The organism is Paenibacillus spongiae (genome assembly GCF_024734895.1).
GTDB lineage: Bacteria > Bacillota > Bacilli > Paenibacillales > Paenibacillaceae > Paenibacillus_Z > Paenibacillus_Z spongiae.
Genome location: NZ_CP091430.1, coordinates 6,691,107 through 6,714,277, shown reverse-complemented (window position 1 = coordinate 6,714,277; position 23,171 = coordinate 6,691,107). Strand labels below are relative to the sequence as shown.

Genomic DNA, 23,171 nt, shown 5'->3' with positions numbered 1-23,171 from the left:
AGTATATTATAGTTTTATAATGTATACGTAAAATATAGCGATATATACTTCAAATACAGCAAGAAGATCAGTCGAGCCGGTCCGTACCGGAACGAGAGAAGAGGAGAATAGACGATGGATCGCAAATTGTTAGAGCAATTTCAACAACCGACTCCCGCTTTTCAGGGAAAGCCGTTCTGGTCATGGAACGGCAGGCTGGAGAAGGAAGAGCTGCTTCGCCAGATTCACATGTTCAAGGAGATGGGATTCGGCGGCTTCTTCATGCATTCCCGTACAGGGCTTCAGACCGAATATTTGGGCGAGGAATGGTTCGAGCTCATTAATGCTTGCGCGGAGGAAGCGGAGAAGCTCGGCATGGAAGCTTGGCTGTATGACGAAGACCGCTGGCCGAGCGGAACGGCGGGCGGACTCGTAACGGAAGAGCCCAAATACCGGCTGAAGTACATTCGTCTGCAGGTCGTTCCGGCATCCGAATTTCAATGGAACGCGGAAGCGATAGCGGCTTTCGTGTGTAAAGTGGAAGGATTGGCCTATACGGACTGCCGCAAGCTGGACAGTGCCGAGGAATGGCAGCGCGCTGCCGAAGATGCCAAGGCGAATGCATTAAGCATTCTGCTCTTCACGATCGAGGAGCAGGAGAAGGAAAGCTTCTATAACGGTTATACCTACTTGGATACGATGAACCGGGAAGCTGTCGACCGCTTTCTGGAATTGACGCACGAGAAGTATAAAATAAATTCGCAGCAGCACTTCGGCCGCGCGATTCAGGGCATCTTCACCGACGAGCCTCACCGGGGCGCATTGATGGACGGATTTGGCGGGAAAAACAGGGACGCGCATTGGCTGGCTCCTTGGACGTATACGCTGTTCGATAAGTTCAACGAGAAATATGGCTATGAATTGGTGCCGCATCTGCCGGAGCTGTTCCTCCAGCCGGAAGGCAGGAGCGTCTCGCAGGTGAAGTGGCATTACACGGATCTGCTCCAGGACATGTTCCATGACAACTTTGCGATTCCGATTCAGGAATGGTGCAGGGAACATAATCTGAAATTAACGGGGCATGTGCTCCACGAAGACAGCTTGTCCGCCCAATCGGCCATGATCGGCTCGGTCATGCGCTATTATGAGCATATGGATTATCCGGGCGTCGACGTGCTGTCGGAAGGCAACATGAATTTCTGGATCGTGAAGCAGCTTTCCTCGGCCGCCCGCCAGCTCGGCAAGACGTGGCTGCTCTCCGAGCTGTATGGCTGTACCGGCTGGCAGATGCCGCTGGAAGGCCATAAGGCGGTAGGGGATTGGCAGGCGCTGTTTGGAATTAACGTACGCTGCCATCACTTATCCTGGTACTCGATGGAGGGAGAGGCGAAGCGGGATTATCCGGCAAGCATCTTCCGTCAATCCGGCTGGTGGAGAGAGTATGAAGGGCTGGAAAATTATTTCTCGCGGCTGGGCGTCATCCTGTCGCAAGGGACGCCGGTATGCGATCTGCTGGTCTTGAACCCGGTAGAAAGCGTATGGTGCCAGATCTATCCGGGCTGGTCGCGCGGACTTGGCGCGCAGTCCCCTGCCATTATCGAGCTGGAACGGCATTATCAAGCCACGTTCCACTGGCTCTCCGGCGCTCAGATCGACTTCGATTACGGCGATGAAGAAATGATGTCACGGCTTAGCAGCATTGAACGCGATGAGAACGGAAAGGCTGTCCTGCGTGTCGGCGAAGCCGTATATCGGACGGTGCTCGTTACAGGCATGACAACGATGCGCGCAACGACGCTGCATTTGCTGGAAGCCTTCCGTGAAGCGGGCGGTTCGGTCATCGTTGCTGGCGAAGCTCCTCGTTATATCGATGCCGTTCCATCGGACGCGGCGGAGCAGCTGGCCCGTCAAGCTGCGCATGTTCCTTTCGTGCAGGGAGAGCTAGTTCAGTCGGTAACCAGCGAGATCGAGCTGCCTGTTACGGTGAGGGACGCGCAGACGGGGGAAGCGATTGGCGATATCTTCATTCAGGTCCGGCGGGATGGAGACAGCCTGTACGCCGTCATCATGAACATGAATCGGACGCAGTGGCATCGCAATGTCGAAATCGCGATTCGTCAGTCAGCGACCGTGACCGCAATCGAGGAATGGTTCTGCGCGACCGGGGACCGGATGAATGTTCCTTATGCGAGCATCGATGGCATGCCAGCCTTCGTTACTGATTTTCCACCGACCGGCGAGCATGTTTATGTAATCCGTACGGCTGCGTCTACCGAGTCCGAAGCGAAGGCTCTCCCTTCGTTAATCCGGTATGAGGATGCCAAGTCGGCGGAAGTGACCGGCTCTTATGCGTTCCGTCTCAACGAGCCGAACGTATATATGCTCGACCGGGCCGCTTATCGGATCGACGGCGGCAGCTGGAGCGCACCGCTCGAAATATTGAAAGCGGACCGGGCGATTCGCAGAGAGCTGGAGCTGCATTACCGCGCCGGCGATATGATTCAGCCGTGGTACAGAGAAAAATTTATGCAAGAAACGGTGCAGCAGGGGACGCCGCTGGAACTGCGCTTAATAATTACGGTCAGCGAGCTGCCGCAGGGAGCCGTCTATCTGGCGGTAGAACGGCCGGAGCGCCTGAACATCCATCTAAACGGCCAGCATCTCGGCGCACAGGTGAACGAAGAAGAGTGGATCGACCCTTGCTTCGTCAAGCTCGTCATTCCTTCGGGCGTGCTTGTGGAAGGCGAGAATCAGCTGGACGTATCCCTTGAGTTCCATCCGGGCTTTGATTTGGAGGCGATGTACCTGCTCGGGAACTTCGGTGTCCGGATCGACGGTACGACGCGTATCATCGAGAAGCTGCCGGAGCGCTTGAATGCCGGAGACATTACCAAACAAGGCCTTCCATTCTACGGGGGGACGGTAACCTATACGCTTGAGCCGGCACAGCTGCAGCAAGCGCTCGCCGCTATTGAAGGAGACGGCTCGAGCAATGTCGGGAAGGCGGTCCTTGCATTCCCGGACTTCGAAGCCGCTTGCATTAATGTGAGGGGCGGCGGCCAAACGTCGATGATGGCATGGCAGCCGTACGAAGCCGATATAGCTGCTGGGGAAGCGGAGTTCGACATGGTGCTTACGCGCCGCAATACATTCGGTCCGCTTCATCAGCTGCCGCTTCATACGCCGCATTATGGTCCTGACAATTGGGTGACGGAAGGCTCATCCTTCTCGGAAGCTGACGTGCTGCTTCCGTCCGGACTTCTCGGAGCGCCGAAGCTGGTATGGAAACGCGAGCTCCCGGCTCCTCCGGGAAAATAGATGAAGATATATGCCTTTACCCTTTAAGAAAAAATAGCTTCATGCAACAGCGACCGCCGGGAGCACGCTCCCGGCGGTCGTTTGTTTGGCCTGCAGGAATTACTGTCAGCCTGATGATGCGGAGCAATTAATGCGATAAGTAACTTAGGGTTAAGATATACTTAAAATACTAAGATAATATCAAATCTTTCAATAGACTTTTAAAGTATATGCATTTATCATAAAGTATACATAATAATTCATGTATATAGACTGAAGTTCATTTCATTCGTCAATCTATATAGCTTATTTTCTTGCATACCGGGAGGGTGATTGGATTGAAGACATGGGAAGCGCAGTGGATTTGGACAGCCGGGCATGAATCGGACAATAACGTTTATGCGGAAGCTCGCAAGACGTTTCAGTTGGATTCGCTGCCGGCGAAGGCCGATCTTCGAATAACGGCGAATCAGCAGTACAAGCTGTTCATCAATGGCAAGGAAGCGGGAAGGGGGCCGTCTCCCAGCAACAATCTGTGGAAGTATTTCGACAGCTACGATGCGGCTTCTTACCTACAAGCGGGCGTTAATATTATTGCCGTGACGGCCTATAACTTTGGCACGGAGCGCATTGTAACCAATCAGATGCAGGGGCCTGGCGGTATCTTGCTACAGCTCGATCTGTATAATGCCGATGCAGATGATGCCGATCTGACTATTGCTACCGGTCCGGACTGGAAGTGCCGCCGTTCGCCGAGATGGACAGCGAATCCGAGCCGCCAGCATTACTGGGGCGGGTTCCGCGAAATTTATTTGGCATCGGCGGAGGATGGATGGGAGCAAGCGGACTATAGCGACGCGGCATGGCCGGCAGCACGCGTCGTAGCCGGCGCGGAGCAGCCGGATTCGCCGTGGCCGCGCCTCATTCCAAGGGAAATTCCGAGGCTGAAGGAAAGCCTGAGGCAGCCGAAGGCCGTCATTGGCAGTGAAAGCTTCTTGGGCCAAATCATTCATGCGGAATCGCTTCTTGTAGGGGCAAGCGCCGAGCTGCGCCAAAAGGGGCTGACGGTCGATGCTTCCGTTCCCGGCTCGTTCCCGCAAATCACCTATGATTTCGACCGTGAAGTCGTCGGCTATCCGGAGCTTGTCGTCGATGCGCCGGAAGGCGGCGTGCTGCAGCTCTTCTACGGCGAGTCGCTGGAGGTCGAGCTGACCGATACATTCATGCTCAAGAAAGGAACCAACCGGCTGTCCTCATTCGGACGGCGCGCCTTCCGTTATATGAAGCTGGCCGTCCAGGCAACCATGCAGCCGATCGTCATTCAAGAGCTAAACTTGCGGTTCGTGCATTATCCGTTCCCGGAGCAGGGAAGCTTCCGCAGCAGCGACGAGCTGCTCGACCGAATTTGGGAAACGGGCAAATATACGACGCTCGTAAATACTCAAGACCATTTCGAGGATTGTCCTCACCGGGAAAAGGCGCTGTGGGTGGCCGATGCCGTCGTCATGGCGAAGGTGGTTTACCAGGTATTCGGCGATGCCGCCATCGTCCGCAAGTGCCTGCTTCAGAGCGCGCGCAACCAGAATGAGGACGGATCGATCCCGGGAACGGGACCGGAGAAGAATACATTCGTGCTGCCGGATTTCTGCGCTCACTGGCTCTATGGCGTGAAGGAATATTACGACTACAGCGGCGACGTATCCTTTCTGCAGGAGGTTTGGCCGAATATCGTGAAGCTGTCCGAATGGTTTGCCGCCCAGGAGGATGCGGAAGGCCTGTTCAGCCGGGCGGACCGAAACGGCTGGTGGTGCTTTATCGACTGGTCGGATGATATTGAGCGGAAGGACCGGGTAACGGCGATTTCCTGCTTCTATTATAAGTTCCTGAAGCTGGCGGCGGAGATTTCGGACGTGCTCGGCGAGAAGAGAGGCGCAGAATTCAACCGAAAGGCCATGCGTCTGCGCGCTGCCGTCCGCGACCGGCTTCGCATTCCCGGCAGCAAGCTGTTCGCGGACTGCATGACGGACGAGGGGCTTTCCGGCAGCGTAACCGCACAGACGAATTTCGCCGCCGTCTGGTCCGGCATCACCGACGAGGAAGAGGCGGTCGAATTCATTCGCGACGTCTACTTGACGGGAAGCTTGCCGCGCATCAGAGGGGCGTTCTTCTACCATATCGTTCTGGAGACGCTGTTCAGACACGGCTTCGCCAATGAAGCGGTCGAGCAGATCCGTTATTACTGGGGAGCGATGCTGGACAGAGGTGCCAGAACATGGTGGGAAACCTTTGATCCCGAGCTGCCGTTCTGTACAATCCCTAGTCCGTATCAAGGCCATACGCCGACTTATTTGCAGGATGCGATCCCGGTCAGCCATTCGCACGGCTGGGGGGCGTCGCCGACCAATCTGTTGACCAGCGAAGTGCTCGGCGTTGACGCCTCCAATCTTGGAAGCGGCATGGTTACGCTCAGCCCGACAATCGTTGACGGCGTAACATGGGCGGAAGGCGTTATACCTACCCCTTCCGGAGATATCCAAGCAAGCTGGCGTACCGGCGATGACGGCAAGCTTCACTATGAAGTGCTTATGCCGGCCGGATTGAAGTGGACGGGCAGTGGACTCCATGATGTCCAAGTGGAGCAGCTGGGCGATACGGTCCGCATTACGGGCGAAATTATACCTGGCAGCATCGGGGCAGGTGCGCCGACGTCAATCCAACCTTAGTGATAAAGTGACTTCTTTGCGGTGCCAGCGCGTATTCCCTTGCGCCCGGCGGGGGGCACATGCGGCGGGTATTCCGTACGCCTGTCCGCCCTGCCCTGCGGTCTTGCTGCCGCGGGATCGGTACGCGGCTCGCGGCAGCAAGGCTGCTGGACAAGCCTGCAAGCGATGGGCGCCATCGCGGCCGGTCAAGCTTTGCATACATGGGATTCAAGACCTACACGGGGCTTTCGATTATGGAGCGGGAAGGGATGAAGAAGAATGCCAAGTTACAGGCATGCCGCCTATGCGGGAGAAACAATCGTGATTCAGAACGATGGATTGCGTCTAGAGGTTCACAAACGGCCTACAGGCTGGGGGTGGGGCGAGATTTACGCTAGGGACGGTAAATTTGCCGCGGTCATTGAGCATTTTGGCGAGCTGATGCTGCGCGATCAAGAGATGCCCATGAGGCTCGAAGCCGATACGGTCGAACGGGAAAGCGGCGCATTCGGGGAACGTCTGACAATGCGGGTGAAGTCGCTGGTCGTGCAGGATAAGCTGCGCGGCACATCCTTCGATACCTGGATCCGCTATCCGTTTCAAGAGCCGTGCATGGAAGGCGAGGTCGTGCTCACGCTTCCTCCGGGCAAGGCACCGCTGCAGTTTCAGTATAAGCTGATTGCTAAAGCGAATTTATTCGCGAGATATTGCCGCGGGCCTTGGATCAAAGCCGGCGCGGATTCATACGGCAGCAGCAAATCAGACGGGATTCTGCCGGGCGTTGAATGGCTCGAAGGCGACGAATGGTCCAGCGGAAGCGACTGGTTCAAAGATCCGTGGGCGCTGCGGACCGTTCCGCATCCGAACAAGGTCTCGATTCCCGTCATGGCCATCAGCCATGAGGGGCTTGCGGTAGGCTTGTCCTGGAATCCGAATTCGGATGCGACGAGATGGTTCAATTACCGGATACATCGGCAGCAGCCGGTCTTCGCGTCTCCGAATTTCATCGACAGGATGAACAACCATTTGATGGGGTTAATGATACCGGATGCTTCGGGCGAGAACGGGGAGAATCAGACCGAGGCAGCTGTCCCGCTCGAGCTGCACCCGGATCAGGTCGTGGAGTTCGAAGGGGAAGTATTCCTGACCGAAGGCAGCAGTCTGGATGCCGTTACAGATTGGGTGAAGCGCAATGAACTGCCTGAGCCTCCAGCCCCGAGATGGCCGCTAGAGGAGGCTTTGGACCGGATTGCGAATGCTTACGCAAGCCGTTTCTGGGTAGAGGGCAAAGGCTTCGGCTTCGCACAGCACCCGGGAAGCGGAAGTCCTGCCGAGCCGAGATTCGCCGAGGGCTATCTCGCCACTAGAGCGGATCGGCCGGCGGCAATAGCGCTGAAGGAGCGCATCGATTGGTGCCGGGAACAGGCGGGATACCGCAAGCCGCATCACCGCCTTGGAGTTGTGGGCGCATCTTCGGCCATGAGCCGCGAGGAACTGCTCCAGCACGGCCATAAGCTGATCAGCCACCAGCGCGAGGATGGCGCCTTCCCATTCGATCCGGATGGCCGTCACTACATGAAGGACGACTTTGTCGTAGCGCGAGAATATTTGGAGCCGATGGGGCTTGCAGGCGATACTGCGCTTGATATCACGATCACGCCGGCTGCCGATTTAATCGCTCTCTATGAACAGACGGGCGAGGAATCGTTTAAAGAAGCTGCCATACGGGCGCTGGAGTATTGCATGCCCATGCGCCGCCCTGAAGGCGGCGACTTCTGGGAGACGCCGCTTCACAGTCCGAACCTGCTGGCAGCCGGACATGCTGCGAACGCGTATGCGCTCGCTTACCGGATTTTCGGCGATGAGCGGTATAAGTCGAAGGCGGTTTACTGGCTGCGCTGCTTAATCCCCTTCACGCACTTGTGGCAGCCGGGCGATGTTCCGATGATGTATAACACCAAGCCTTGCCTTTGTTCAAGCGACTGGTACTTCGCCAACTGGGTCCGGGATCATGTGCAGTGGGAGGTTCTGGAGACGTTCGCGTCCTCCGAAGCGCTCGGCATCGATTGGAACGAATGGGATACCGAGATCGACTGGCACCGCTTCCAGGAAGGCATTACGGTGGCGGCGCTCCGCTGGATGGTGGATCACCGCGATAACCAGTGGCGACCGCATAATTTGCCTTGGACGCTCGATCTTTACAAACAAGGACTGCTTGACGACTGCTATGCAGATACCCATAACAGCGTGACGGGACTGTATGGGGGGATGGTTATCCCTCCCGATCCGATTGCCGTCAATTTGCTTGCTATACTAAACCGCAAATAATTCCGGAAAGGAAGAACGATCATGCGAATCACGCAAGTGAGAGTGTTCGTAACCGGTAAGAAGAAGAATGCGGAACCGCCGAAGTCTGAGGTTATCCAAGATGACCCGAAGGTACAGGCACAGGCGAAAGAAAAGCAGCAGGGATCATGGCTATCAGAGACGGTTATTGCAAATCCGATGTCGATGTACCCGGAGTATTTCGCCAAGCGTTCCTCCTGGCTGGGTATGGGCAACCGTATTATTGTCCAGCTGGAGACGGACGAGGGGATTACCGGCATCGGCGAAAGTACCGGAGGCATGGCGGGCGCGGCGATTATCAAGGAGCACTTCAGCAGGTTTCTGATCGGCCAAAGCCCGTTCGCGGTGGAGCGGCACTGGGACATCATGTTTCGGGTCGCGCTCCCTTACGGCCGGAAGGGGATACCGGTCATGGCGATCTCCGCCGTCGATCTCGCCTTGTGGGATCTGTGCGCGAAGGCGCGGAATGAGCCGCTCTACCGGCTGCTGGGCGGACCGGTGAAGGACAAGGTACAGGCGTATGTGACCGGCAATGATTTCGATAAGACGAAGGATCGCGGGTTTCTTGGGCAGAAGCTGGCTATGCCTTACGGTCCGGCTTCGGGCGAGGAAGGGATGCGCAAGAATGTGGAACTCGTCCGCCAGGCGAGGGAAACGCTAGGCCCGGACAAAGAAATTATGCTTGACTGCTACATGGCATGGAACGTCGATTATACGGTCCGGATGTCGGAGCGCCTTGCCCCCTACCGCGTGAAGTGGATTGAAGAATCGCTGCCGCCGGACGATTACGAGGGCTATGGGGAATTGAACCGCAAGGTGACCCACAGCGCGATCGCTACAGGGGAGCATGAATATACCCGGTATGGTTTCCAGCAGCTGCTTCAAGTACGCGGTGCCGAGATTCTGCAGCCGGATATTTGCTGGTGCGGCGGTATTACGGAAGCGCGCAAAATCTCGGCCATGGCTTCGGCGCTGCATATTCCCGTTATTCCTCATGCAGGAGGCCTTCAGCCGTGGGCGCTTCATATGATTTTCGCCGATCCGAACATTCCATTCGCGGAATTCGCATATATTAACGGTGCGGATAAAGATAATTACGACCCGATTCTGGAAGGAATTCCAGCGCCCCGGGACGGATGGTTCAGTCTGCCGGAAGGTATTGGAGCCGGTATACGGCTGCGTGAAGGAGCCGAGCGGCATCTGACCGAGCTGGAATAATGACCGCACGCGACGTGCTTACTCGAACTCGAACGGTTCCCGTCTTTATGATTATGGTGAGAGCGATAGGGGTGAAGGCAGGCGATGGGGAAATTAACGGGTAAAGTCGCCTTAGTGACGGGAGCCGGCAGAGGAATTGGCCGTGGGATCGCGATAGAGCTTGCCAAGGAGGGCGCGAGTGTGGCCGTCAATTATTCCGGCCGGGTAGATGCCGCAGCCGAAACGGTTGTCATCCTTCGCGCTTTAGGCGTTCAAGCGGAAATGTACCAAGCCAATGTCGGTGTTCCGGCTGAAGCTGCGGCTTTGGTGGAGCAGGTGGTGCAAGATTTTTCGAAAATCGATATTCTCGTGAACAATGCGGGCATCTGTCCGTTCGCCGATTTCTTCGATATTGACGAAGAGAACTGGCGGCGAACGCTGGATGTCAATCTCGGCGGGGCTTTCTTCTGCTCGCAGGCCGCCGCGCGTCATATGCGGGATGCAGGTCAAGGGGCGATCCTGCATATTAGCACGGTGACGAGCTATCGGGCCGGGGCGACGCAGGTTCATTATGCCGCAAGCAAGGGCGGGATGAATTCGCTGACCTCTTCGATGGCATTCGCCCTGGGGAAATACGGCATTCGCGTTAACGCCATTCTGTGCGGCGGCGTTGCCACGGAGATCAATACGCCGGAGAATGAACCGATCAGGACCAAGATGCCGACGAGGTATTTGCCGACGGGAAGAACCGGCGACCCGGAGGATCTGGGAAAAGCCGTCGTATTCTTATGCTCGGACGATAGCGAGTGGATTACAGGAACGCTGTTTCCTGTAGACGGAGGTTATTTGGTTACGTAAATCGGATCGGAAACGGGTGTCGGCAGCCGGGGGTAAGTATCGGCCGCCGGCGCTCTTTTTTGTAATATCGAAATGGGCTCAAGCTGCGGAGGGCATGAATTTCTTACGGTCGCAATCCGAGAGCGCGAGCGGCTTCCGATGCATCTGTGAAAATGATGCAAGCGTCGGTTCTTGCGAATCACCCTCGTATAAAGTATACTTTATATATGATTAAGGAGTGATTTCATGCTGACGGAAAAGTCGGCTAAAACGCCGATGTATCAATTTATTATGGATGATATCAAGGGGAAGATTGCAGAAGGGATCTTAAAGCCCCATGATCCGCTGCCCACCCAAATCGACTTAGCCAGACAATATAATACAAGCGAAATTACTTCGCGCCGTGCATTATCCGACCTGGTGCAGGAAGGTTATATCTACCGGGTTCGGGGCAAAGGAAGCTTCGTGAAGGAGAACGCAGCCGAAACAAGCCCCAAGGCGATCAGCACGATCTATTTCGCTCAGCGGAATATGGACGTCCAGCTGTATAATCACCGGTTCTTCGCCGATACGCTTGCCGGCATCAAGGAAGTGTGCGAGGAGAACGGCACGCCGTTCTATCTGTGGGATATCGGGCCGAACTATGAGCTCCCGGACGATCCGAATGCGGGTATCGTGCTGGCATCCGACGATCAATTCGATCTTACGCAGCTGATAAAGTGGCGGGATGAAGGGCGCCGTATAGTGACGGTGCATTTTTATTATCCGCACCTGAACATCCCTTATGTCATCGTCGACAATTTGACGGGCGGTTATCTGGCAACGCAGCATCTTCTGTCGCTGGGACATGAGCGGATCGGCATTATTCTGACCGGAGCCTCCATGGTGGAGATGAACCAAGAGTTCTCACTGCGGCTGCAGGGCTACCGGCTCGCGCTCTCCCAGCATCAAATTCCGTTCGATCCTGAGCTGGTATGCGTAATGGATAACGATAAGGAGAAGCCTGAGATGGGTTACGAAGGGTTTAAGACGCTGATGTCGAAGAAGGACCGGCCGACCGCGATCTTTGCGACGAGCGATTATAAAGCTTTCGGCGCCATCAACGCTGCCCGCGAGATGGGCATCAGCGTGCCCGAGGATATGAGCATTGTCGGTTACGACGATTTGGTCATGAGCCAATATACCTATCCGAACTTGACGACGGTAAATCAGAACACCAAGAAGCTGGGTGAGCGGGCTGCAGAGATGCTCCTGTTCGAGCTTCAGGAAAGTCAGGGAAAGACGTTAAAGGACGAGATTGTTCCGAGGCTGATCGTACGCGACAGCTGCGCGGAAGCGAAGGAATAGAGAATTTCATAACAGATCAACAGCCCCCATTATATGGGGGCTTTATTTTTTTATATGGTTAGATGAACTCGTGATACGGTATGTATTTATAAACTAATTCGTCCATCATCAGATAAAGTTGCCAATAAATAACATTACCATTAAAAAGAATTCTTACTTAATGATTAATAATCAATTGCATTTTTTGTTAGTAAGGTATATACTTAATCAAGCAAAGTATACATCATTCTCAGCTAGATTAGGTTTCTGGGAGGGGTAGTCAGCAAAGAAAGGGAAGGCGTTTTTCGGGGTGGTAAAGTAAGCGGTTACTTGCGCCATGATTCGACATTAAGGAGAGGTTACAGTGAAAAGTAAAAGATGGTTAGCGCTTGTCTTGTGTTCTGTACTTATGCTTTCTTTACTCGCAGCTTGTTCGAAAGACAATTCCGGCAATAAGCCAAACAATTCTTCGAACACAACCGAGCCCGCGCCGGGCGGTAACAGTGAGACCGAGCCTCCTGCCGCATCCGAGCTGTCGGGGACGATCCGCATCTCCATACCGAACGGTTCCGCCACCGTGTGGAATGCCGTGGGCGATGCTTATATGAAGAAACATCCGGACGTTAAGATCGTGGTCGACAACAAGCCTATGGAGGGCTATAAGGAATGGCTGACGGCTCAATTCGCTGCCGGCACCCCCGATGTGGATCTGGTTGTCAATAACGAGGTCGCAAGCCTGCAGGCCGATAAGAAGTTTGTCGATCTCTATCCATGGTTCGACAAAGATAATCCTTACACGAACAAGAAGTGGAAAGAAAGCCTCGATCTCGATGCCATGGGCATTAACCTGTCCGGTATGGGAGCGGAGGATCATCTGTACAACCTGAACTTTGAATCCGTACAGATCGTGTGGATCTACAACAAGGAAATCTTCGCGAAGGTCGGCATTACGGAAGCGCCGAAGACGTTCAACGAGCTGATCGAAGCGTTCAAGAAGGTGAAGGCTGCCGGCTACACGCCGCTTGCGCTGGACGGAAACGCCAACTCGATGTGGAGCGGACAAGCGGGATGGTTGGTACGGATTTATGCCGACCAATACTTGCGCGATTATATCAATATCGTGAAGTCGCAGGAGCAGGATTACACGTTCCTGCCGGAAATCGACGAGAACTGGACATACGATATCAATGATCCGTACAACGATTCCAACAGTAAAGTAACCAAGAACGAGCTGCGTCAATGGAAAGCCATTAAAGATAAAGAAGGTCCTTTCAAAGTCGCAGGCAATCCAAAGTGGAAAGCGTACATGGAAAACTTGAAAGAGCTGTTCCAATATACGCCGAACGGATTCTTCGGGGTTAACGCCGATCAAGCCTACAACCTGTTCCTGACGGGCAAGGCGGCAACGATGGTCGGATCGCCGGCTTCCTACTGGCAGCTGCCGAAGGACTTCGCGGACGAGAAGAAGACCGGCTCCAAAGGCGGCGTGAAATCGTTCGAATACGGTTTCTTCAATATGCCGACGATGGAAGGCCCTGAAGTTATGGCGCCTGTTCGCACCATTCAAATTCCGGTTGGCTTCTACGGCTTCGTAGCCAAGGATGCGAAGCAGACGGAACTGGACATTGACTTCATGATGTATCTCACAAGCCCGGAAGGGTACGGGGTTTATCTGGAAGCGATCCAGAACAGCACCGATGCGGCGCTGTCCGGCGTACCGGCATTGAAAGACATTACGCTGCCTGAAGAGCTTGGCAAAGCATTCGCGAACTTCGAACCGATCGGCAACACCGAAGGCTTCAACAGCCCGGGCAACAGCCTCGCCCGCGGCCTGTGGGACTACCAGCCATCCGTTCAGGATTGGGTCGGATCGATTCAGAAGTATTTCGCCGGCACCATCGATACGGATAAGTACTTGACCGATCTTCAAGCCAACATTGATAAATATTTCGAAGCTGCACTGAAGGACCGCAAGAAGGAGCTCTCCGACTTGGAAAATCCGGAACGCAGACCGCCAGACCGCAATTAATGTTCATTACATTACTTCTGGAGCCAATTTGCGCGGACAGCCTGTCCGCGCAAATCGGCTTTAACGGACAAGCGAAAGGAGGATCGCCGTGAGAAAACTAACACAGGCGGCAATGGCGTTTCTATTGCTGCTCACGCTCTTCCCGGCGGTCGTACAGGCCGAGGAAGGCTGGTCTGTCGAGCAAGCGGGCAACATTACATCTATATCCGTATCGGAAGACGGATCGCGGATCGCGGTTGGCGGTTACGGGGCCAAAGCATTCGTGTTCGATTCATCGGGCAAACAGCAATTTGCAGTGGATGCAAAGAACGTCGTTACAGGTGTAAATTTACTGAATAATGGAACGCTAATCGTATCATCGGATGACCGGCACTTGTATGCTTATGATTCTGCCGGTAAATTACTATGGGATACCAACATGAAGCGCCAGGTTAAGGACGTTTCATCATCACCGGATGGCTCCATCATCTCCGTTATCATTCAGAACAGCACCGAGCTCCAGTATATGGACGGGGAGACGGGCGAGGTGAAGGGAACAGCCGACATTAGTATCGGAATGAAATCGGTGAGCGTCTCCGGCAACGGGCAGTGGGTCGCCGTAGGGGCAACCGATCAATATATTCATTTGCTTGATTCGGAAGGCAAGACCGTACGCAAGATGGGCCTCGACAGCTCGGTCGAATCTGTCGCCGTATCGGATGAGGGCGAAGTTGCCGCAGGTACGACGGCATACGCGGTTGAATTGTTCGACAAGGACGGCAAACGTGATGCTATTCTGGCCGCCAAAGACATTGTGACGGATGTGGCCTTCACAAGAGACGGACAATTCATCGGGGTTTCGGATTTCTCGGGCAATTTCTATGTGTTCTCCCGGGACGGCAAGAAGCTGTGGGAAACGAAAGTAGGCGGTGCCGGCCGGGAAGTCGAATTCGACAAGGAAGGCAAGACGCTGTATGGCGGTACCGAGCAAGGCCAGATTCATAAGTACGACGTTGGCGCGGCGGTTGAAGGAGCCAAGAAACAAGCCCGGAATCAGGCTTTGCTCATGGCGGCGATCGGCATTGTCCTCGTGCTGCTGATCGTGCTCGGACTGTACTATTTGAAGAAGCGGAACCGTCTTGGGATATTCAAGACGATCTGGCGCTCGAAGCTCATTTATTTGGGGCTGGCTCCATCCTTTCTGCTGTTGTTCGTGTTTCTCTATTATCCGGCCTTCTCCGGTCTGTTCCACTCGCTGTATGATTGGAATCCCGGCGGCAGGACCACGTTCGTCGGCTTGGACAATTTCAAGCGGATGTTCGAGGATCCTTATGTTGCCAAGGGGATGGGCAACTTAGGTTTGCTTATCGTAACCGGACTGTTCAAAACGTTAATACCGCCGCTGATTGTGGCGGAATTGATCTATTTTCTGCGCAGCAAGAAGATGCAATACTGGTTCCGGACGGCCTTTACGGCGTCGATGATTATCCCGGGCGTCGCGATGCTGCTCATCTGGCAGAACCTGTACGATCCGAACATCGGTCTGTTCAACCAGCTGCTTAACGGGCTGGGGCTTGGTACTTTCGCGCACGCATGGTTAGGCGATCCGAATACGGCGCTGTGGGCGATCATCTTTATCGGTTTCCCGTTCATCGGCATTCTGCAGCTGCTCGTATTCTATGCGGGTCTGCTCGCGATACCCGAAGAGCTGATCGAATCGGCCAAGATGGACGGAGCTACGCTCCCGCGCATTATCCGCTCGATTCATCTCCCGCTGCTTGCAGGGCAGTTCAAGTTTCTGATCATTCTGGCCCTTATCGGAATCGTCCAAGATTTCAACGGCATTCTGATCGTGACGGGCGGCGGCCCGATGGATTCGACTTATGTTCCTGCCTTGCAGATGTACTATGCCGCGACGAAATTCGACGATCTCGGATACGCATCGGCGCTTGGCGTTGCGATGTTCTTCGTTATTCTGTTCATTACCATTATCAATCTCAAGTTTCTCAAATCAGAGGAGTAGGAGGGGATACCTTTGAAAACGGGCGATGCAACGAAGGCGATGCCGGCCGTCAAGGACAAAGGATTCCCTTGGCAGGTTGTCCGGCAAGCCATTATTATAATCATCCTTTGCCTCTTGGCTTTCATAACCTTGGTGCCGATTCTGTTCATGATTGTCAGCTCGCTCAAGAGCAATTCTCAAATATTGGGCAGCTTCTGGTCGCTGCCGTCCCCGCCCCAATGGGGCAATTATAATGAAGCGTTCGGAAGTATCTGGCGGTACATCGTCAATACGATCGGCTATGCGGTTGCAGGCAGCTTGATCGTGATCGTGTTATCGTCGATATCCGGCTATATCTTCGCCAAGAAGACATTCCCGGGCAAAGAAATTCTGTTCCTGATGATGCTGGCGATGATGATGATTCCGGGCGTATTGACGCTTATCCCTTCCTTCGTTCTCTATGAGAACATGGGACTGACCAATACGCCGTGGGTTATTATTATCGCAAGCGCCGCAGGCGGGCAAATCTTCGGAACCTTCCTGTGCCGAAGCTCGATGTCCGGCATTCCGAACGAGTTGTTCGAGGCGGCCCGGATCGACGGCGCGACGGAGAAGACCGTGTTCATCCGCATGGTGCTTCCGCTCTCGCTGCCGATTTTGGCAACCTTGTTCATCATGCACTCGGTCGGCGTGTACAACGACTATATTTGGCCGCTCCTGACTATTCGGGACAGCAACATTCAAGTAATCGCCGTCGGACTCACCATGTTCAAGAAGCAGTTCGGCGTAACCGATATGGGCGTGCAATTCGCCGCTTATGCCATCTCGTCCATTCCGCTCGTGCTCATCTTCTCGTTCGGGATGAAGTACTATATTCAAGGGATGACGCAGGGCGCGCTCAAGATGTAACCGTACGATCAGGCATACAACAGAAGCCCCGCCGGCATAAGTTGGCGGGGCTTTGCATCGCGTCGACTATAGAAATAAGAGATGGCGGCTGCGAACGGGTACACGTGGGTAAGCAAGCTGCGGAGCAAGCAAGAGCTGCAGGGCTTCCATTTAGCTTTGAACGAAATGGGAAAGTCTTTCTAGAGTACTCTGACGGTCGAATAGAAAGGGATACGATCACTTTCGGTTTCGAACTACAAAACGGCCTTTAAACCGTCCGCCTCATCAACCATCGCCTCGGTTACGAAAAAACCAAGTATAAGAAAGCTAATTGAGAAGAAAGGGTCGGTCTTCTCGGAAAAGCAAGCAGCGATCAATAAGGAAGGGAGAACTCATGAAGGCGGCAGGGCTTGATTCGACCGATCCAGGATATATCCCATTTGCTCAATAGATAAAAGACGGATATTCCCCCATCGTTCTTTAAGCGCAGCAACAATAATAAGACTTACGGCAGGCAGCCTCGGTGTCTGCTTTTTTCTATCTCTGCGCTTCCATTCCATGTGATACTATAGCTGTAGACATTCAAAATTGTGGAAAAGGAAACCTATCAACCTTGAAAACGAAAATATCATTCTCTCAGCGATTTCATCGATTGCAATGGAAATTAACGCTCTTTTATATTCTCACGACGGTAATTGTCCTTCTCATCCTTGAGATTGCTGTCGTTGTTGTCTTGCTTGGTCTAGTCAAGGCAAATGAGACGGACATGCTGGCGGATCGAGTGCATATCGCTGCACAAAATATGGGGACAGCATTTACCGGTCCTTTTATAAACCGGCAGCAATTGTCCGTTGCCTTGAGGGATTGGGGTCAAGAATTAGGAACGGAGTTTCAAGGGTATTCAGCAGCCGTGGATATGGACCAGCAAATACTCGCCGTTGAGGGAGATCAAGCTTCCTTACCGGACAATGCGGGGCTGTCGTTTCCTCCTCCTGTTCAGCGGCACATTCAAACGGCATTATCTATGAATCTTGCTGATCTTAGAAGCGTGACAACACTTATTCATAAAGAAGCAGATGAGTGGTACATGGTTGCACCGATTGCCAACCTGAAAGAGGTCAGGGGAGCCTTGGTCGTGAAGGCGGAGCAGGTGCGGTTTTTTCCTAACAATGTATGGGAAGCCGTTCCGTTCATGGTTGGAATGAGCTTAGTGATCTTCTTTATAGGAGCAGCGATTGTCGGTCTGGCGTTCGGGGTGGTTACATCGAGAAGCCTTGTTCGTCGAATTAAGCGATTACTAGCATCAGCGGACCGCTGGAGCCAGGGGGATTTTGCGAGTGATGTGGATGATCCTTCCGGCGATGAATTGGGGCAGCTTGCGCAAAGACTTAATCGGATGGCGAAGCAGCTGCGGTATCTATTGAGAGCCCGTCAGGACATGGCTACTTTAGAGGAGCGCAATCGGCTCGCGCGAGAGCTGCATGACAGCGTTAAGCAGCAGATGTTTGCCCTGTCGATCTGGGTGAGCAATGCGAAATCGTTGATCGGTGAGGAACAAGCTGCCGCGCGAGCTCATTTGACGGAAGCGGAGCAGTTAATTCGCCAAACCCAGCGCGAGCTTAACGCCCTGATTCAAGAGCTGCGTCCGGCCGCCATGGAAGGCAAAGATTTGGCAAGCGCAATAGAGGATTACGCGCTTACCTGGCAAGCGCAGACCGAAATCGCCGTACAAATGGAGCTGCATGCCAAACAGCAGGTATTGCCGATCATTGAAGAAGCCTATTTTCGAATCCTTCAAGAGGCGTTGACGAATATCGTTAAGCATAGTCATGCGACAACGGTCCATATTCGCTTGGACTGCGAAGACATGGTATCGCTTATAATCAGCGACAATGGCAGCGGCTTTGATGTTCACTGCATCGACCGAGAACGACCGGGGATCGGTCTGATCTCTATGCGTGAGAGGGTAAAGGCACTCGGCGGTCAGCTCGAGGTCCGCAGCGAAACGGGGAAAGGAACAATCATCACCATACACTGCGAACAAACGAAGCTGTCTGATATTCAAGTAGAGAAGGAGTGAGTTTTTCTGAAACCGATCACGATTCTTATTGTTGATGACCATGCGATTGTACGTCATGGACTTCGTGCGCTGTTCAGCATGAAGCCTGATTACCGTGTTGTAGGCGAAGCTGAAAATGGCGAGTTAGCCGTGAGCATGGCCGCTGAGCTGACACCCCATGTTATACTAGTGGATTTAGTTATGCCTGGAATCGACGGCGTAGAAACGACTCGCCGCATTAAGCAGGCTAGTCCGCACTCACAGGTGATTATACTGACCTCGTTCCATGAGGATGAGCATATTTTTCCTGCCTTGCGGGCAGGGGCGCTTTCCTATGTACTGAAAGATATCGAGCCTGAACTATTGGTCGAGGCAGTGAGGAGGGCGGTGAACGGAGAATCCACCATGAATCCCCGTGTGGCAGCGCGTGTTGTACAGGAAATTCGAGCTGCCTCGTCCAATAAAGCCGAGGCCAATCCGTTTGCCATCCTAAGCGAGCGGGAATTGGAAGTGCTGCGGCTCATCGCAGGAGGCCTCACCAACTCAGAGATCGCCGAGCGCCTTTTCATCAGTGAGAAGACGGTGAAGGGCCATGTCAGCAATATCTTAAGCAAGCTGCATATGCTTGACCGCACGAAGGCAGCTGTCTTCGCATGGGAGCATGGGCTCATGCGGCCGGATTAATGCACCAAGAAAATTTCTTATTCTAGTCTTGCTGAAATCGGTTCTCCAGATGTATCTCCAAACGGAACCGCGGTCTCGTTTCCGGCCAGCTCATATCTTGTATCATCAGCTTATAAATAGATGATAAAAGGAGCTGGAGCAATTGATAATCAAGTCTGAAGCACAGCAGTCTATGAGATTCTCTGCAAAGTCCCATTGGGCCGCGTATGCGGCAGCAATCTGGTCGGTGCTTTATATTCCGCCCCATGTGTATTTTGCACTCGGAGGCACGATAGGCTTGCCGGGTACTATGACGGAAAAATTTGAACCAGTATGGGCTCTCACTAACTGGGGAGCATCCTTTGCTTTGTTATTGGCCGGGCTGCTTGCATTGGGTCTTGCTCGTCCCATGGAACAAAAAATGGTGCGGTTGGCGCTGCTGGTTGTCTCTTGGTGCGCCTGTCTGATCCCGATTTTGCACGCTTGCTATGGTTTTGTCACGAAAGGACTTTATCTGCTGGGTGTGCTGCCCATTTACTTCTTCAACTTTTCCCATTGGAAAACAGTAGATATCGGAATGTTCATGATGCTGGATCTTCTGCTCTTTGAACCGTGGTTTCTGGTTGAAGGCATCTTGTTTGGTCTGGCGATTTGGCAGTTTCACCGCAGCGCTCAGGTGAAAATCGATGCGACTCTTGGAGGTGCTGCGGTTGATTGCGGGCAGCCTTACAAACACTGAGATTGCAGGGCATCTCTTCATCAGCGAGAAGACCGTAAAAGGTCATGTCAGCAATATTTTGAGCAAGCTGCATATGCTTGACCGCACGAAGGCAGTTGTCTTCGGCTGGGAGAATGGGCTGATGAAGCAGGATTGACGGACGCGATGCCTTTCTCGTACGAGACCTGCTGAAATCGGTTCTCCAGACGTGCCGCAAGACGGAACTGCAGTCTCGTTACCATTCTGCTCCATTGCGATAGGATCAGCTTATAGATTTTTTAAGGAGCTGGTGTAATTGGCAAGCAGTAAGTTAGTAATGAAGACGTCCAATAAGAATTCAGTCATGTCCGATTGGGCTGCATATGCGGCAGCGGTATGGTCGTTTCTTTATGGGGTGCTGGGACTGTATTGGGCGCTGGGAGGAGCAGGATTTCCTTTTGGGGAAAATGATGCCCGCGGGCATATGATGGGCTCCTTTTTGTCTCATGCGAGTGCGGATGCAGGCGGAATGATCATTGCTCTCGTCGGTATATTTAGCGCAGGGCTTGCTCTGGCCTCGGTTAAGGTTTGGAGGAGCCGGTGGATAAGCACCTTCCTGCTTGCTTATGCATGGACGATGTGTTTTGTGCTGATTGTGGCGATTCCCGACACCCGAATGATCCAAAATGTCGCTTACGCATTCATGCTTCACTTTCATCTCATGGATTGGCCCGTGATTAACCAGATCCTATGCATGGTCGGAGGCGTTTTATGGGGTGCGGCTGCAATGTCTTACTGGCGCCGTATGCGGGCTGCATGCGGAGCATGCGGACGAGTCGCTACTGCCGGAGCAGCTTTTATTTCGATAAATAGGCTGGGTAAATGGGTAACTTGGCTTGCTGCTATTTTTGCCCTCCCTTACGGGATTGTTCGCTGGGCATGGGCAGCAGGTTATCCTTTAGGAGCATCAGATCACTTATTGATTGCTGACCAGACCATTAGTAATCGTCTGGTAGAATTTGTTCTTGGCGGTTTGCCCATTGGGGGAGCTGTCTTAACGCTCGGATTCATTATGCGATGGGGCGAGGCTTTTCCCCGCTGGTGTCTGTTCTTGGCAGGAAAAAGAGTTCCAACTCTGCTCGCGGTCATTCCAGCGGCTTTCATTGCGGCATTAATGACGAACGCCGGACTGAAAATCTCACCCGTAATCATATCCGGTATCATGAAAGGCTCCATCAATGGAGATAATTGGGGTGAAATGGGTCCGACCTTGTTTTGGCTGCCATGGGGTATTGCACTGGGGATGGCTACAATCGCTTATTATATTCGCAGACGAGGACGCTGCAGACAATGTGGCCGGCTATGAAAGCATGGCTAGTAAAAATGGAAGATAGCGCAATAAATACAGATCATGATAAGGCTACGCGGTGAACGGTAACTTTGTTACGCTAACGGGCAGAATAGTTTAATCATTCCGCAATTATTTCAGGTATAGAGAATTACGAAGTTTTAAATCGTTATATACAATGGGTTGGGTAACGATAGCTTAACAATCACCAGGACGAAGCTACCGGCATGAGACGGCAGCCTCGTTGAACTAACGGGCAGTTATGTGTAATAAAAGTGGTATTTCGTATGGAAGCGAGCCTCACGCGCCTAAAAGTCACCAACTTTATAAATGTGGTTAGGTGATAATGAGCTTCAATTTACACAATAATAATCACGTTACAAACTCCTAAGCCTATAAAGAAATAGACTTAGGAGTTATTTTAATGGAAATGAAAAATAAAATTAATTTAACATGTATTGAATATTATTAATAAATAGTTTAATATAATTAAAAAAGGAGGAGTTAAATGGAAAGAGGAGATGTTCCTGCTTGGGTATTATCATTGGATAAAGAATCTCTGGAATTTATCAGGAAATTCATCTTGAACTCCGGATCATTGAAAAATATGGCCAATGATTATGATGTATCTTACCCTACTGTGCGTACGATGTTAGATAAGTTAATTAAGAAAATTGAGCTGCACAGCAAGGAAGACGATGTGGAATTCGTGAACATGATCAAGAATTTAGTGATTGATGAGCAGCTCGGTTTAGAAACCGCGAAAATAATTATTGCAAAATATAAGGCAGAAAAGGGAGATTAGGAAATGGAACATGTGATTCAGTTTGCTATCGCAGCAGGGATTTTAGTTGTACAATATTTTATCTCTAAACGTGCACATGTCTTTGCAGGTGCAGCTTTACCAGTCATTTATATTGGATTGTTTATTTATGGGTACGTTACTGATTTTTTTGTTGAAAGATCCACAGGTAATATACTGGCTGCATCCATTGGGGGAACTGTTTTACTTTTATCCGCTTGGATCAAAGGTCGAGAATCATTAGCAAAACAAAGAAAGAGAGAACTCAATAAAATGATAGTGAAGGATTTATAAGTTAACCATTATACCGCGGGGTCGAGTTCGGGAAACCAATTACGTTTGAGAACAACCGAGAAGGATTTGAGTTGTTCGTGAGTTGGTTCAGGAACATTTCAACAGAACAAGGTTTCCAGGATCATAAATGGCATGGAACCAACGGATCACTACTGGCTGATTCTTGCTCATTTGATAATCGCGGATTTCGAGAACATACCTTTTAATCAGGCTGATACGAGCAGACTAATTCTGCCGATTTCCATTCGTATTTAAGTTTTAATTCGTTTCCGCTGCGGTCGGCGGCCATAATGAAAGGCTCCGCTTTGGGCTCGCGCAATATAACCCGAATATCATTTCCTTCCTTCTCGTATTCCCCGAACCATATTTGGGTAATATTTCCCGTCGTTTCATGAACGGATAAAGGGTCCCTATCGGAAGTAGGATTTTCACGAAATTTCATCTCGGTGAAGCAAGCTGACGATTGGGAATCGGCGGCAAGCTTCCAGTTCCCCTCTAATTTCAATTCTGCGGCTTCCGTTTTTTTGGCATCATTACAACCAATCAGCAAGGAAACGGCAAATAATGCAGCGATCGTTCCTACTATACTTTTCATCAATAACCATCCACCCTCCACTGCATTTTAATTAATGTAATTTAATATGGTTGCGATTATGAAAATCGCATTGGAATATGGATTAGCTTGAATATTGTCTATAATCGCCGTCCTATGATTCTTCGCATACT

Annotated in this window: 17 protein-coding genes and 1 pseudogene; 17 read left to right on the top strand and 1 reads right to left on the bottom strand. The window is 52.3% G+C overall.

Annotated features, from left to right (window positions below; translation table 11 throughout):
• Positions 1-114 precede the first annotated feature (114 nt).
• From L1F29_RS30175 to L1F29_RS30095, 17 genes and pseudogenes are all read left to right on the top strand, one after another.
• Complete coding sequence (locus L1F29_RS30175) at positions 115-3,297, top strand: glycosyl hydrolase (protein ID WP_258385705.1); 3,183 nt, start codon at positions 115-117, stop codon at positions 3,295-3,297.
• A 317-nt stretch (positions 3,298-3,614) separates the two neighbouring features.
• Entirely contained in the window at positions 3,615-5,999 is a 2,385-nt protein-coding gene (locus L1F29_RS30170) for an alpha-L-rhamnosidase-related protein (protein WP_258385704.1), read from the top strand.
• A 21-nt stretch (positions 6,000-6,020) separates the two neighbouring features.
• Positions 6,021-6,251 carry a hypothetical protein gene (locus tag L1F29_RS30165; protein WP_258385703.1) on the top strand — a complete coding sequence of 77 codons (231 nt, stop codon included), beginning with the start codon at positions 6,021-6,023 and terminating at the stop codon, positions 6,249-6,251.
• A 6-nt stretch (positions 6,252-6,257) separates the two neighbouring features.
• A complete protein-coding gene (locus tag L1F29_RS30160; protein WP_258385702.1) occupies positions 6,258-8,306 on the top strand; it encodes a hypothetical protein in 2,049 nt (682 codons plus the stop codon).
• A gap of 21 nt (positions 8,307-8,327) precedes the next feature.
• On the top strand, positions 8,328-9,542 hold the full coding sequence (locus tag L1F29_RS30155) for an enolase C-terminal domain-like protein (RefSeq protein ID WP_258385701.1): 1,215 nt from the start codon (positions 8,328-8,330) through the stop codon (positions 9,540-9,542).
• Positions 9,543-9,626: 84 nt separating this feature from the next.
• On the top strand, positions 9,627-10,379 hold the full coding sequence (locus tag L1F29_RS30150) for an SDR family NAD(P)-dependent oxidoreductase (protein WP_258385700.1): 753 nt from the start codon (positions 9,627-9,629) through the stop codon (positions 10,377-10,379).
• A 225-nt stretch (positions 10,380-10,604) separates the two neighbouring features.
• Positions 10,605-11,705 carry a GntR family transcriptional regulator gene (locus L1F29_RS30145; RefSeq protein WP_258385699.1) on the top strand — a complete coding sequence of 367 codons (1,101 nt, stop codon included), beginning with the start codon at positions 10,605-10,607 and terminating at the stop codon, positions 11,703-11,705.
• Between the two features lie 343 nt (positions 11,706-12,048).
• The gene (locus L1F29_RS30140; protein WP_258385698.1) at positions 12,049-13,713 is read left to right on the top strand and encodes an ABC transporter substrate-binding protein; all 1,665 of its coding nucleotides are present in this window, start codon (positions 12,049-12,051) and stop codon (positions 13,711-13,713) included.
• Between the two features lie 88 nt (positions 13,714-13,801).
• The gene (locus L1F29_RS30135; protein ID WP_258385697.1) at positions 13,802-15,715 is read left to right on the top strand and encodes an ABC transporter permease subunit; all 1,914 of its coding nucleotides are present in this window, start codon (positions 13,802-13,804) and stop codon (positions 15,713-15,715) included.
• Between the two features lie 12 nt (positions 15,716-15,727).
• Positions 15,728-16,603: a carbohydrate ABC transporter permease gene (locus L1F29_RS30130; protein ID WP_258385696.1), complete on the top strand. Its 876-nt coding sequence runs from the start codon at positions 15,728-15,730 to the stop codon at positions 16,601-16,603.
• Between the two features lie 592 nt (positions 16,604-17,195).
• Positions 17,196-18,662: a HAMP domain-containing sensor histidine kinase gene (locus L1F29_RS30125; protein ID WP_258385695.1), complete on the top strand. Its 1,467-nt coding sequence runs from the start codon at positions 17,196-17,198 to the stop codon at positions 18,660-18,662.
• 78 nt (positions 18,663-18,740) lie between these two features.
• On the top strand, positions 18,741-19,325 hold the full coding sequence (locus tag L1F29_RS30120; protein ID WP_258385694.1) for a response regulator: 585 nt from the start codon (positions 18,741-18,743) through the stop codon (positions 19,323-19,325).
• Between the two features lie 142 nt (positions 19,326-19,467).
• Positions 19,468-20,043, top strand: coding sequence for a DUF3995 domain-containing protein (locus tag L1F29_RS30115; protein ID WP_258385693.1), 576 nt, complete (start codon positions 19,468-19,470; stop codon positions 20,041-20,043).
• Positions 19,988-20,179: pseudogene (locus L1F29_RS30110) on the top strand (response regulator transcription factor); the annotation flags it as partial. The gene L1F29_RS30115 and the pseudogene L1F29_RS30110, both read left to right, overlap by 56 nt.
• Before the next feature lie 138 nt (positions 20,180-20,317).
• Positions 20,318-21,367, top strand: coding sequence for a hypothetical protein (locus L1F29_RS30105; RefSeq protein WP_258385692.1), 1,050 nt, complete (start codon positions 20,318-20,320; stop codon positions 21,365-21,367).
• Positions 21,368-21,857: 490 nt separating this feature from the next.
• Complete coding sequence (locus L1F29_RS30100; protein ID WP_258385691.1) at positions 21,858-22,154, top strand: DUF2089 family protein; 297 nt, start codon at positions 21,858-21,860, stop codon at positions 22,152-22,154.
• A 3-nt stretch (positions 22,155-22,157) separates the two neighbouring features.
• On the top strand, positions 22,158-22,445 hold the full coding sequence (locus L1F29_RS30095) for a hypothetical protein (protein ID WP_258385690.1): 288 nt from the start codon (positions 22,158-22,160) through the stop codon (positions 22,443-22,445).
• 202 nt (positions 22,446-22,647) lie between these two features.
• Here the strand turns inward: L1F29_RS30095 and L1F29_RS30090 are convergent, their stop codons facing one another.
• On the bottom strand, positions 22,648-23,040 hold the full coding sequence (locus L1F29_RS30090; protein ID WP_258385689.1) for a hypothetical protein: 393 nt from the start codon (positions 23,038-23,040) through the stop codon (positions 22,648-22,650).
• Positions 23,041-23,171 lie beyond the last annotated feature (131 nt).